Raw genomic sequence first — 13,723 nt, 5'->3', positions numbered from 1 at the left:
TACCATCCTGTTGAAGGAGCCAATGGTGAACTTGGTTTTTATTTAGTTACTAACGGAAGCAGAACTCCATACAGATTGCATTTTAGAAGACCTTGTTTCATTTACTATCAAGCCTATCCAGATATGATTAAAGGCGCGATGTTATCTGATGCCATTGTTATTTTATCAAGTTTAAATGTTATTGCTGGAGAATTAGACGCATAAAGAATTATAAATTTTAAATGATGAATTATAAATGCCAGAACATTTAAAATTTAGAATTTAAAATTCAAAATAATAGAAAATGGAACATAAACATTACAAACAAGAAATAAATATGACCGAAACGTTGATGTCCCGCATCAATGAATTAATCAGTCATTATCCAGAAGATAAAAGAAAATCAGCCTTACTTCCCGTTTTACATGAAGTTCAAGACGCTCACGACAACTGGTTGAGTATTGAACTACAAGATAAAGTTGCCGAGATTTTACAGATCAAACCTATTGAAGTGTATGAAGTAGTTACTTTTTACACTATGTTCAACCAAAGACCTATAGGTAAATACATGTTTGAATTTTGTCAGACTTCACCTTGTTGCCTAAACGGTGTAGAAGATTTAATGGATTATACCTGTGAAAAATTAGGTGTTCCTGTTGGAGAACCAACCGCTGACGGACTTTTTGAAGTAAGAGGAGTTGAATGTTTGGGTGCTTGTGGTTACGCTCCAATGATGCAATTAGGCGATTTTTACAAAGAACATCTGAACAAAGAAAAAATCGACCAGTTAATTGCCGATTGTAAAGACGATAAAATAATATTACACGATAAATAAGATGTCACAAAAAATATTATTAGATAAAATCAATATTCCTGGAATCAAAACTTACGAAGTCTATCGTCAAAACGGTGGTTATGCTTCTGTAGAAAAGGCTTTAAAAACCTTAACTCCGGACGAAGTGGTTGAAGAAGTAAAAACTTCAGGCTTACGTGGTCGTGGAGGTGCTGGTTTCCCTGCTGGTATGAAATGGAGTTTTATTGATAAAAAATCAGGAAAACCAAGACATTTAGTTTGTAATGCAGACGAATCTGAGCCAGGAACATTCAAAGACCGTTATTTGATGGAATACATTCCTCACTTACTGATCGAAGGAATGATTACTTCCAGTTACGCATTAGGCGCTAACCGTTCCTATATTTACATTCGTGGAGAATATATGTGGGTTTACAAAATTTTGGAACGTGCCATTGCCGAAGCAAAAGCTGCAGGTTGGTTAGGAAAAAACATATTAGGTTCTGGATTTGATTTGGAATTAAACGTTCAAATCGGTGGAGGAGCTTACATCTGTGGTGAAGAAACCGCTTTGATCGAATCATTGGAAGGTAAAAGAGGAAATCCTCGCATCAAACCACCATTCCCTGCTGTTTCGGGGCTTTGGGCAAACCCAACTGTTGTAAATAATGTAGAAACTATTGCAGCTGTACCTTGGATTGTAAATAATTCTGGTGCAGATTATGCTAAAATTGGTATTGGAAGATCTACTGGAACAAAATTAATTTCTGCGTCAGGACATATTAAAAATCCTGGAGTTTATGAAATTGAATTAGGAATGAGCGTATATGAGTTTATGAACTCAGACGAATATTTAGGCGGAATGAGTTCTGATCGCCCGTTAAAAGCATTTGTGCCTGGAGGAAGTTCTGTTCCTGTTTTACCGGCACATTTAATCTATAAAACTGCTGCTGGAGAAGATCGTTTGATGTCTTACGAATCTTTAAGTGATGGCGGCTTTGCCACTGGATCGATGTTAGGTTCTGGAGGTTTTATCGTTTATAACGACACTTCATGTATTGTTCGTAATACTTGGAATTTCTCTCGCTTTTACCACCATGAAAGTTGTGGTCAATGTACACCTTGTAGAGAAGGAACAGGTTGGATGGAAAAAGTATTACACCGAATTGAAAATGGACACGGACGCGAAGAAGACATCGAATTGCTTTTAAGTATTCAAAGTAAAATCGAAGGAAACACTATCTGTCCGCTTGGTGATGCAGCAGCTTGGCCTGTAGCAGCAGCAATCCGCCACTTTAGAGATGAATTTGAATACCATATTCGTTTCCCTGAAAAAATAAAAAACAGAGACCATTTTGTTGCTGAACCTTTTGAAAAAGTAAAGCACCTAGTAAGCAAAGAAACAGTTTAAAAGTTGATGGTTGATAGTTGATAGTTAATGGAATCCACAATACTAACAACCAGCAACCAACAACCAACAACAGATATTATGAAAGTAACTATAGACGGTCAAGAAATTGAAGTAGAAGCAGGAACGACTATCTTGCAAGCTGCACGTATGATCGGTGGAGAAGTTGTTCCGCCAGCGATGTGCTATTATTCTAAATTGAAAGGGAGCGGTGGAAAATGCCGTTGCTGTTTAGTCGATGTAACCAAAGGTAGTGACGCTGACCCAAGACCAATGCCAAAATTAATGGCTTCTTGTGTAACTGGCTGTCAAGACGGAATGGAAATCGCCAGTAAAGCATCTCCAAGAGTTCAGGAAGCAAGAAAAGCTGTGACAGAATTTTTGTTAATCAACCATCCGCTAGATTGCCCTATTTGTGATCAGGCAGGAGAATGTGATTTACAAAATTTAAGTTTCGAACACGGAAAATCAGAATCACGATTTATTGAAGAAAAAAGAACTTTTGAACCAGAAGATATTGGTCCAAATATTCAATTACACATGAATCGTTGTATTCTATGTCAAAGATGTGTGCAAGTTGCTGATCAATTGACAGATGATCGTGTTCATGGTGTATTAGACCGTGGTGACCATGCGAACATTTCGACTTATATTTCAAAAGCAATAACCAATGAATTCTCTGGAAACATGATTGACGTGTGTCCAGTTGGAGCTTTGACTGATAAAACTTTCAGATTCAAATCAAGAGTTTGGTTCAATAAACCTTACAATGCACACAGAGAATGTACAACTCCGGGATGTTGTGGAAAAACTACGGTTTGGATGTTTGGAAAAGAAATTCAACGTGTAACTGGACGCAAAGACGAGTTCCACGAAGTAGAAGATTTTATCTGTAACACTTGTCGTTTTGACAAAAAAGAAGTTTCTGATTGGGTAATTGAAGGACCTCGTGAATTTGAAAAAGATTCAGTTATCAATCAAAACAATTATACCAGAGAATTAGAAAAAGTTGAAATTAATACTGAAGAAAAAATTCTAAAAGGTAGAGAACAAGACCGTAAAAAAATAAGTATGGCTGCAATTCCATTAGACACTAACACTAATAAATCTTAAAAAATGGACAGTATATTTGTTATAGAAAAAGGTGTTTTTATAGTAATAATTTTTGCTCTTACTATGTTAATGGCAATGTATTCTACTTGGGCTGAACGTAAAGTTGCGGCTTGGCTTCAAGACAGAATCGGACCTAACAGAGCGGGACCTTGGGGATTGCTTCAACCATTAGCCGATGGTGGAAAATTGTTCGCAAAAGAAGAATTTTTCCCAAACACTCCTAATAAATTTTTATTTATTGTTGGTCCTACCGTTGCGATGAGTACGGCTTTGATGACTAGTGCTGTTATTCCTTGGGGAGACAAATTACACCTATTTGGAAGAGATATTTTATTACAGGCCACTGATGTCAATATTGGATTGTTATATATTTTCGGAGTAGTTTCCATTGGAGTTTATGGTATCATGATTGGTGGTTGGGCTTCAAATAATAAGTTCTCTTTGATGGGAGCTATTCGTGCGGCATCTCAAATGGTATCATACGAAGTAGCGATGGGATTGTCTATAATCGCATTAACGATGATGACAGGGACATTAAGCTTAAAAGAAATCTCAATTCAACAATCAGAATGGCATTGGAATGTATTTTATCAACCACTTACTTTCTTGATTTTCTTGATTTGTGCTTTTGCTGAGTTGAACAGAACTCCTTTTGATTTAGCAGAATGTGAATCGGAATTAATTGGTGGTTATCATACGGAATATTCTTCGATGAAAATGGGATTCTATTTATTTGCTGAATATGCAAATATGTTTATCTCTTCTACCATTATGGCTGTGTTGTTTTTTGGTGGATACAATTATCCTGGAATGGCATTAGTTAGTGAGCATTTGGGCGCTAATACTGCGAATGTATTAGGAATGATAGTATTGTTTCTTAAACTATGTGGCTTCATTTTCTTTATCATGTGGGTTCGTTGGACGATACCAAGATTTAGATATGATCAATTGATGCGTTTAGGTTGGAAAATTTTGATTCCACTTGGCATTATAAATATTATGATAACTGGAGTTGTGATTTTAAGAACTGAAATAGCAGCATTTTTAGGGTTTTAAATTTTTGAGAAAATGAAATTGATAAATATTATTTCAGTATCATTATTTTTATCTTGTTATGTTACGTTTGGTCAAAATGAAAATAAAACTGACTTAGCTAAAGAAAACTTAAAAGGAAATGTTAAGTCCGTCAAATCAAATTCATTTGAACCAGATATAAAATTCGACAAAGTTGTTAAAGGAATGAAAATACCATGGGACTGGGCTAATACTTATTCTTCTTACGATAAAAAAGGAAATAAAATAAAGCCGTCTAAATCTAATATAAAAAAAAATTCAGAAAACAACAACAGCGAAGAGGATATGCTAACACCTCCTCCTTCGCCTACACTTTCTGATAAAGGAAAAAAATATGATGATTACGGAAAATTAATAGAATATTGTGAGTATAAGTCTGACGGCAGTTTAAGTTATAAAGTCATATACAATTATGATGATAATAATAATGAAATAGAGAGCACTTCTTACAATTCAAACGGAAGTTTAATAGAAAAACAAACTTCTAAATATGAACTGGATAAAAATGGGAATTGGATAATACGAGTAGTTTTTAGAAATCAAAATGCTTATTACATAACAGAAAGACAAATACTCTATTATAAATAATAATTTTAAAAAGCAACAACAAATTGTAATCCATTTCCGAAGGGAGGCGCAAATTACAACAGCTCGGAAACAAAAATTGGTTATAAAAAATAAATTTGATTAATTCACAAATGCCCTAGCCCTGATAGAAGCGGCATCCTTTTATTTTTTTCTTTAAAAAATAAAAGATACAGCGGATAGCAGGATTAGCTACAAATAAAAAATATAAAATGTCAATAGAAACTATATCCTTATCGGGAAGAAAAAAATTGGTCTCCAATAAAGAGATGACTTTTTGGGAGCGATTGTATTTGATTGCAATTGTAAAAGGGTTGGCCATTACTATAAAACACCTTTTTAGAAAAAAAGCAACGATTCAATATCCTGAGCAGGTACGCCAAATGAGCCCTGTGTATCGCGGACAACATATGTTGAAACGCGATGAAGAAGGTAGAGAAAATTGTACAGCTTGTGGATTATGTGCTTTGACTTGTCCTGCTGAAGCAATTACTATGAAAGCAGCGGAACGTAAACCAAATGAAAAACATCTATATAGAGAGGAAAAATATGCGGAAATATATGAAATCAATATGTTGAGATGTATTTTTTGTGGATTATGCGAAGAAGCATGTCCTAAAGATGCTATTTATTTGACTATTTCAAAAGAATTGGTTCCGTCTAGTTATGATAGAGAAGATTTTATTTTTGGAAAAGACAGATTGGTTATGCCTCTTGAAATGGCTTTGAAAAATTCTCAACTTAAAAACGCTAATTAATGTCAACAGCACTTATTTTATTTTGCGTCTTGTCTGCAGTTACTTTGATAACCGCTTTTTTAACTATTTTTAGCAGAAATCCAATTCACAGTGCTATTTACTTAGTGATTTGTTTTTTCTCTATTGCGGGACATTATTTATTATTAAACGCTCAGTTTTTGGCTATTGTTCACGTTATTGTCTATGCTGGAGCCATTATGATTTTATTGCTCTTTACCATAATGTTGATGAATCTTAACCAAGAAGATGAAGTTCATAAGCCCCGATTCACTAGATTAGGTGCGATTGTGTCTTTTTGCTTAGTGTGTCTGGTTTTGATAAAAATCTTTATCAATTCTAAACCGATTGTCGAATATGATTATACGGGTGAAGATTACCAATCGATAAAAGTTCTAGGAAAAGCATTATTGAATGAATATATGGTTCCATTTGAATTTGCTTCGGTATTGTTATTAGTAGCAATGATTGGAACTGTATTATTGTCTAAAAAAGAAAAATTAGAAAAATAATGAATAATATTTTAACTCAGATTGGTATAGAGAATTATATCTTCCTATGTGTAGTACTTTTTTGCATAGGTATTTTTGGAGTTTTGTATAGACGAAATGCAATCATTGTATTTATGTCTATTGAAATTATGTTGAACGCGGTTAATTTATTATTTGTAGCTTTCTCTACATATCACCAAGACGCCCAAGGTCAAGTATTCGTGTTTTTCTCAATGGCTGTAGCGGCTGCCGAAGTTGCAGTTGGTTTAGCCATATTGGTTTCGATATTTAGAAATATTGGGGCTATTACAATAGATAATTTAAAAAACTTAAAAGGATAAATGGCAATGGATACCAATTTAGCTTTAATCTTACTGTTAACTCCTTTTTTAGGATTTTTAATTAATATTTTCTTTGGAAAGAGCCTTGGAAAATCAGTTTCTGGAATAATCGGAACACTATCGATTGTAGTTTCTTTCATAGTAACAATAATTTTATTTTTACAAATCAATCAAACGCAAAAACCAATAAGCATTCAATTATTTGATTGGGTTCAGATAAGTAAATTCAACGTTAGTTTTGGATTTTTATTAGACCAATTGTCCATTTTATGGTTGCTTTTCGTGACTGGAATTGGGTCATTGATTCATTTATATTCTATCAGTTACATGCATGATGATGAGAATATGCATAAGTTTTTTGCGTATCTGAACCTGTTTATCTTCTTCATGATTTCATTGGTTGTTGGAAGTAACTTATTAGTAATGTTTATTGGTTGGGAAGGTGTTGGACTTTGTTCATACTTATTGATTGGATTTTGGCATAAAAACCAAGATTACAATGATGCTGCCAAAAAAGCTTTTATCATGAACCGTATTGGAGATTTAGGATTGTTAATCGGAATCTTCATTCTAGGTAATTTATTCTCAACTTTGGATTTTGCAAGTTTAGAAACGGCAATTGCAGGAGCTACAAATGTTGATAACTTCTGGTTAAGCATTGCAGCTTTATCACTGTTCATTGGAGCTTGTGGTAAATCTGCTCAAATTCCATTATACACTTGGTTACCTGATGCAATGGCAGGACCAACCCCAGTATCAGCATTGATACATGCTGCAACAATGGTAACTGCTGGTATCTTTATGGTAACGAGATTACACTTTTTATTCGACCTAACACCTGAAATACAAACTGTCATTGCGGTAATAGGAGGAGTAACTTCATTGGTTGCGGCGACTATTGGTTTGGTTCAAACAGATATCAAAAAAGTATTGGCATACTCTACTGTTTCTCAATTAGGACTAATGTTTTTGGCTTTAGGTTTTGGTGCTTATCAAGTAGCTGTATTTCACGTAATAACACACGCATTCTTCAAAGCTTGTTTATTCTTAGGATCGGGATCAGTAATCCACGGTTTGCATGGAGAACAGGATATGCGTAAAATGGGTGGTTTGAAAAAAGCAATGCCTATCACTTTTTGGACAATGCTTATTTCATCTTTAGCAATATCAGGAGTTCCTGTATTTTCAGGTTTTTTCTCTAAAGATGAAATTTTAATGACGGCTTTTCATCATAGCATCCCATTATGGATTGTTGGATCGATAGCATCTATAATGACTGCTTTCTATATGTTCCGATTGATGTTCTTAACTTTCTTCAAAGAATTTAGAGGAACTGAAGAGCAAAAACATCACTTGCATGAAAGTCCTTCTCTAATTACCATTCCTTTAATTGTATTGGCAATTTTAGCAGCAATTGGTGGTTTAATCAGTTTGCCAACAAATAGCTGGTTAAATGGTTATTTAGCACCATTATTTACTCATGGTACTCATGAAGAACACGTATTGGGAACAACTGAATATATCTTGATGGCTATCGCTGTAGTTGGTGGATTGATTGGAATTGGAATTGCGTATGCTAAATACATTTCGAAAAATGAAATACCTGATGAAGATGCAGAAATCACTGGCGTTACAAAAGTGCTTTACAACAAATACTATATTGATGAATTGTATGATTCAATCTTTGTTTCTTCAATAAATGCTTTATCTAAATTCTTTAGAGACTATGTAGAAACAGGGATTTCAGCTGTGGTTTTTGGATTTGGAAAAGCTGCTAATGAACTTAGTTTTCAAGGTAAAAAAATACAAAATGGAAGTGTTGGACTCTACCTATTTGCATTTGTTTTAGGCTTGTGTGCCATTATTTCTTATTTATTTCTAGCTCAATAATTATATACTATGAATGTATCTCTAATATTAATCATCCTTTTAGTTGGCGCATTTGCTACTTATTTAGCTGGTGACAAACTCGCTTCAAAAGTGGCTTTGTTTTTCGGATTGGCCTCTCTGGGTTGTTCTATAATTTTGTTGAATCATTTTAATTTAGGCGAAAACATTAGCTATATCAGCCAATGGATTACATTACCTAAAGTTTCACTTGCATTGCAGGCAGACGGATTGTCATTGGCGATGATTTTGTTGACAACTGCTTTGACTGCCATTATCATTTTATCTTCATTTGGTAACGATTTTAAAAATGCAAAATCAATTTATGCACTAATATTATTTATGTCTTTTGCTATGACTGGGACTTTCCTTGCTAGCGACGGACTTTTATATTATGTCTTTTGGGAATTATCATTAATTCCAATTTATTTTATCGCATTAATTTGGGGTAATGGAGATGCTGAAGAACGCAAAAAAGCTGTAGTTAAGTTTTTCATCTACACTCTTGCTGGTTCACTATTTATGTTGGTTGCATTTATTTATTTGTATCAAAAAGCAGGAAGCTTCTTAATCGAAGATTTATATAAATTAGATCTAACGATTCATGAACAAAAATGGATCTTCACAGCTTTCTTTTTAGCCTATGCTATTAAAATTCCTTTGATTCCTTTCCATACTTGGCAAGCAAATGTGTATCAAAAAGCACCAACTCTTGGAACCATGCTTCTGTCTGGTATCATGCTAAAAATGGGATTGTACAGTTTAATTCGTTGGCAATTGCCTTTGGCTCCATTAGCTGCTAAAGAATATATGTACATTTTCATCGGAGTCGGTATTGCAGGAGTAATTTATGGTTCAATTGTAGCATTGAGACAAAAAGATCTAAAGAAATTATTAGCTTATTCATCTCTTGCTCACGTTGGATTAATTGCCGCTGGAACTTATACCCTAACACTTGATGGTTTTAGAGGAGCAGTATTACAAATGATCGCTCACGGTTTTGTGGTAGTTGGATTGTTTTTTGCTGCCGAAATCATCTTTAGGAGATACGAAAGCAGATTAATTGCTGACATGGGAGGCATTCGTTCGCAATCTCCAAAATTTACATCTATGTTTTTAATTTTGGTATTAGCTTCTGTAGCTTTGCCAACTACTTTTAACTTTATTGGAGAGTTTACCGTATTATACAGCCTTTCGCAAATTAATATTTGGTTTGCACTTTTAGGAGGAACTACTATCATTTTGGGAGCTTATTATATGTTGAAAATGTTTCAACATTCAATGTTGGGAGAAACTAATACAAAAGTATTTGCTGATGTTACTTTTGTAGAAGGTTTAACAATGGTATTAATTATTGCTGTATTATTTTTCTTTGGAATCTATCCAAAACCAATCAATGATTTGATTACACCGAGTCTAGAAACTATTTTAAAAGTGATAAACAAAGCTTAGATATTTGATTCAAATAGTAATATAGTTTACTGTTTAACAACATAAAAAATAAATTAAATTAAGGGAATAAGATTGAAGGGTTACAATTATAAAATTAAATCCTAGATCTCAAATCATAAATTCATAAAATGACAACATTAATAGCTATAACGGGATTAGGTATTTTAAGCCTTATATTTGAAATCTTTGATTTTAGAAAAGCAATTATTCCAATAACAATAATTGGATTATTAGCTATTCTAGGACTTACTGTTTCAGAATTTAATTCGCCTGCGAGTTTCTATCACAATATGATTGTTGTGAATAAATTTTCGGTTACTTTTTCTAGCCTGTTTATTATATTAACGTTGTTTTTGGTTGCTTTAAGTCATAATTTTTATGAAAATCATCAAAGCAAACTTTCTGATTTTATTTCTATAAAACTATTTCTTTTAGCGGGAGCTGTAGCAATGGTATCATTTGGAAATCTTGCTATGTTCTTTTTAGGAATCGAAATACTATCTATTTCATTATACATCCTTGCTGCAAGTAATAGAACCAAAATTAAAAGTAACGAAGCAGGTATGAAATATTTCCTTATGGGGTCATTTGCTTCAGGGATTATATTATTTGGTATCTGTATGGTATACGGAGCTATGGGTTCTTTTGATATTTACGAAATAAGCGATGGGTCTTTATCTGCTGAATTACCAATTTGGTTTCCAATCGGAATGACTTTGCTAACTATTGGGATGCTATTTAAAGTTGCTGCAGTTCCTTTCCACTTTTGGGCACCAGACGTTTACGAAGGTTCTCCAACTTTGACAACTACTTTGATGAGTACTTTGGTTAAAGTTGTAGCTATTTCAACATTATACAAATTGTTTATAGATCTGAATTTGATTCCATCACTAGACAATCAAGATCTTTTGGCACCATTTAATTTAGTTATTGCAATAATTTCGATTCTTACGATGATTGTTGGTAATGTTATGGCATTAAGACAAGTGAATGTAAAACGTATGTTAGCATTTTCTGGAATTTCACATGCGGGATTTATGTTAATGACGTTATTCAGTGCCCATTCAGCTGGAAGTTTATTATACTATGCCTCTGCTTATTCATTATCCGGTATTGCTGCGTTTAGCGTAATTTTATATGTATGCAAAAACAGAGATAATGAAGACATTGTTAATTTCCACGGATTAGGTAAAACAAATCCAGTATTAGCGGCTGTCTTAACAGGTTCATTACTTTCTATGGCTGGTATTCCAATCTTCGCTGGTTTCTTCGCTAAATTGGTTTTATTTGGCCAAACCATTCAGGCTGGTTATATGGTAATCGTTATATTCGCTGTTATTAGTTCCATAATTAGTGTTGGGTATTATTTTAAATTGATTTTGGCAATGTACACTAAAGAGCCGAATGAAACTCGTGATGGGAAAAATTATTTGTATTATGCTGTTGCAGTTATTGCAATTACTTTGAACATTATTATTGGATTGTTTCCTTCGCTAGTTCTTGATTTATTATCATAAACAAACTTTTAAAACATAATAAAGGTCAGCAAATTGTTGGCCTTTTTTTATGCCATGAAAAAAGCCACCAATTACAAATTGATGGCTTTTTTTCCAAATTAACATAACTCAAAAAAATTTATCTATTCAACTATTCTTTTATATGCTAAGCTCGATAATAACATTCTTTTATAACTAAAGTTTATTGCAAGGAGTCTGGGGCAAGACTTCCTATTTGAAAAAACAATTACATTTAAACTTAAAAGAGAATCTATCAAAATCAGCTTTCGTTATCTTTTTTGCTCTTCACAAATTTATCAAATCGAAAAGTCTAATTTTTACGTAGTTTTACGTGTTTTTACTTTAAAAATGCATCCTAAACATATATTTTTTCTATAAAAGACAGAAAACTTATCCTAATTAAACATCATCACGCAATCGTAACAAAAACAATGTGATAATTAATATATAATCACTAAATTACGATATGAAATAATGAGGTTATGGGAACAACAAAACACTTAGATTTTGACTTGGAAACAAAGGCAATTGCTGAAATCTGCAAAGCATTAGGACATCCAACACGCATGCAAATAATGACTCTTTTATGGACTAAAAACAATAGAACCTGCGGTGAGATAGTTTCTCAAATTCCATTAGCACAATCTACAATATCTAAACATTTATTAGAATTAAAAAAAGCGGAATTATTAAGCGTAAAAAATATTGGAAAGAAAACTATTTACTCTATTCAAGTAGAAAAAATACAAATACTCAAAAAATACTTGATTATTTATTTATCCAATAAATCTCTCTCTAAATTAGATGAATTAATGATCCCTCCAGCTGCCACAAAAATTATAAAAAAGGATAAAACATATTTAAAAGAATTCAATTATCAATTTTCGCATAAGGAAACTGGAAAAATTGAAGCTGTTGACCTATAATAAAAACTTAAATACAAAAGTGTTCGAAAATCAATTCCTTAATTTTGTAGTTCAAATTATTTTGGCATTGCCAATAAACAAAAAACTATGAAAAATCAATTGAAAGTACAAATCTGGTCAGACGTTATGTGTCCGTTTTGTTATATTGGAAAAAGAAAAATAGAGGAAGCTTTAACGCAATTCACAAATAAAGAATCGGTTGATATCGAATGGAAAAGTTTTCAACTGGATGCTAATTTTGTTGCTACTGGCGATGAAAGTCTAGCAGAACATTTGGCAGAAAAATATGGAAGAGATATCGATTGGGCTCATACCATGTTAGAGAACATGACCCAAAATGCCAAAAATTCGGGGTTAGATTTTCATTTTGAAAAAGCAATTTTAGCCAATTCATTAAACGCTCATCGATTAATGCATTTGGCAAAAAAACACAATCTTTCTAATGAGGTAAAAGAACTTCTTTTTAAAGCGTATTTAACCGATGGAAAGAATGTAAATGATTGGAATACTTTACAGGAAATTGGGCAAAAAGTTGGTTTAAATAATGACGAGATCAAGCAACTTATAGATTCTGATATTTACACAAAAGAAGTCATACAAGATCAAAAAGAAGCACAATCTCTTGGAGTTACAGGCGTTCCTTTCTTTGTATTTGATAATAAATATGCCGTATCAGGTGCACAAGCAACCGAAGTATTCTCGAAAACCCTTGAAAAAGCTTGGGAAGAAGGAAATTTCAATAATTTACAAATGCAAGGCTCTTCCGAAAACAATAGTTGCGGAATAGACGGTTGTAATTAAAATAAAAGAATGAACGAAACAACAAAGAATCTCCGTTGGGGAATTATAGGCTGCGGCAATGTTACCGAAGTAAAAAGCGGACCAGCTTATCAAAAAACTGCTGGTTTTACGATAGCAGCAGTAATGCGCAGGGATGCTGAAAAAGCTGCCGATTATACCAAAAGACATGGTATAAATAAATATTATACAGATGCAGATGCTTTAATTAACGATCCTGAAGTTGATGCTGTTTATATCGCAACACCACCAGATACCCATAAATATTACGGATTAAAAGTAGCACAAGCTGGAAAACCTTGCTGCATCGAAAAACCATTAGCTCCAAACTATCAGGATGCCTTGGAAATTGCTGAAGCTTTTGCTGAAAAAGACGTACCAGTCTTTGTTGCTTATTACAGACGAACACTTCCAAGATTTGAGCAGATAAAAAAATGGATCGAATCTAAAACTATTGGAGAAGTAAGACACATCAGATGGCATTTATCAAAGCCTACAACTGACCAAGATCGTTCTGGTGAATATAATTGGAGAACTGACGTAAAAATCGCTACAGGAGGCTATTTTGACGATTTAGCGAGCCATGGATTGGATTTGTTTGTTC

The 13,723-nt window shown here is 33.4% G+C and carries 15 protein-coding genes; all 15 read left to right on the top strand.

Annotation, left to right across the window (positions count from 1 at the left end):
• On the top strand, positions 1-204 hold a 204-nt coding region (locus VLC96_RS12515), incomplete at its 5' end, for an NADH-quinone oxidoreductase subunit D-related protein (RefSeq protein ID WP_491700819.1).
• A gap of 79 nt (positions 205-283) precedes the next feature.
• Positions 284-814: a complex I 24 kDa subunit family protein gene (locus tag VLC96_RS12510; RefSeq protein WP_325263381.1), complete on the top strand. Its 531-nt coding sequence runs from the start codon at positions 284-286 to the stop codon at positions 812-814.
• A 1-nt stretch (position 815) separates the two neighbouring features.
• On the top strand, positions 816-2,183 hold the full coding sequence (gene nuoF, locus VLC96_RS12505; RefSeq protein WP_325263380.1) for an NADH-quinone oxidoreductase subunit NuoF: 1,368 nt from the start codon (positions 816-818) through the stop codon (positions 2,181-2,183).
• A 78-nt stretch (positions 2,184-2,261) separates the two neighbouring features.
• A complete protein-coding gene (locus VLC96_RS12500; protein ID WP_325263382.1) occupies positions 2,262-3,293 on the top strand; it encodes an NADH-quinone oxidoreductase subunit G in 1,032 nt (343 codons plus the stop codon).
• Between the two features lie 3 nt (positions 3,294-3,296).
• Complete coding sequence (gene nuoH / locus VLC96_RS12495) at positions 3,297-4,349, top strand: NADH-quinone oxidoreductase subunit NuoH (protein ID WP_325263379.1); 1,053 nt, start codon at positions 3,297-3,299, stop codon at positions 4,347-4,349.
• 12 nt (positions 4,350-4,361) lie between these two features.
• On the top strand, positions 4,362-4,955 hold the full coding sequence (locus tag VLC96_RS12490) for a hypothetical protein (RefSeq protein WP_325263378.1): 594 nt from the start codon (positions 4,362-4,364) through the stop codon (positions 4,953-4,955).
• A 209-nt stretch (positions 4,956-5,164) separates the two neighbouring features.
• Positions 5,165-5,710 carry a NuoI/complex I 23 kDa subunit family protein gene (locus tag VLC96_RS12485; protein WP_325263376.1) on the top strand — a complete coding sequence of 182 codons (546 nt, stop codon included), beginning with the start codon at positions 5,165-5,167 and terminating at the stop codon, positions 5,708-5,710.
• Complete coding sequence (locus VLC96_RS12480) at positions 5,710-6,219, top strand: NADH-quinone oxidoreductase subunit J family protein (protein WP_325263374.1); 510 nt, start codon at positions 5,710-5,712, stop codon at positions 6,217-6,219. Before VLC96_RS12485 ends, VLC96_RS12480 begins: the two co-directional genes overlap by 1 nt.
• Entirely contained in the window at positions 6,219-6,539 is a 321-nt protein-coding gene (gene nuoK / locus VLC96_RS12475) for an NADH-quinone oxidoreductase subunit NuoK (RefSeq protein ID WP_325263372.1), read from the top strand. Before VLC96_RS12480 ends, nuoK begins: the two co-directional genes overlap by 1 nt.
• 6 nt (positions 6,540-6,545) lie before the next feature.
• Positions 6,546-8,429, top strand: coding sequence for an NADH-quinone oxidoreductase subunit L (gene nuoL, locus VLC96_RS12470; protein WP_325263371.1), 1,884 nt, complete (start codon positions 6,546-6,548; stop codon positions 8,427-8,429).
• 9 nt (positions 8,430-8,438) lie between these two features.
• Positions 8,439-9,878 (top strand): complex I subunit 4 family protein, encoded by a 1,440-nt coding sequence (locus VLC96_RS12465; protein WP_325263369.1) that lies wholly within the window; start codon positions 8,439-8,441, stop codon positions 9,876-9,878.
• Positions 9,879-10,006: 128 nt separating this feature from the next.
• Positions 10,007-11,395: an NADH-quinone oxidoreductase subunit N gene (locus tag VLC96_RS12460; protein WP_325263367.1), complete on the top strand. Its 1,389-nt coding sequence runs from the start codon at positions 10,007-10,009 to the stop codon at positions 11,393-11,395.
• Positions 11,396-11,877: 482 nt separating this feature from the next.
• Positions 11,878-12,321, top strand: a complete 444-nt coding sequence (locus VLC96_RS12455) for an ArsR/SmtB family transcription factor (RefSeq protein ID WP_325263366.1) — start codon at positions 11,878-11,880, stop codon at positions 12,319-12,321.
• 87 nt (positions 12,322-12,408) lie between these two features.
• Positions 12,409-13,122, top strand: coding sequence for a DsbA family oxidoreductase (locus VLC96_RS12450; RefSeq protein ID WP_325263365.1), 714 nt, complete (start codon positions 12,409-12,411; stop codon positions 13,120-13,122).
• 9 nt (positions 13,123-13,131) lie between these two features.
• The coding region (locus VLC96_RS12445; protein ID WP_325263364.1) for a Gfo/Idh/MocA family protein at positions 13,132-13,723 on the top strand (592 nt) is incomplete at its 3' end.

The organism is Flavobacterium sp., from assembly GCF_035456085.1.
GTDB lineage: Bacteria > Bacteroidota > Bacteroidia > Flavobacteriales > Flavobacteriaceae > Flavobacterium.
This window is presented reverse-complemented; position numbering and strand designations above follow the sequence as displayed.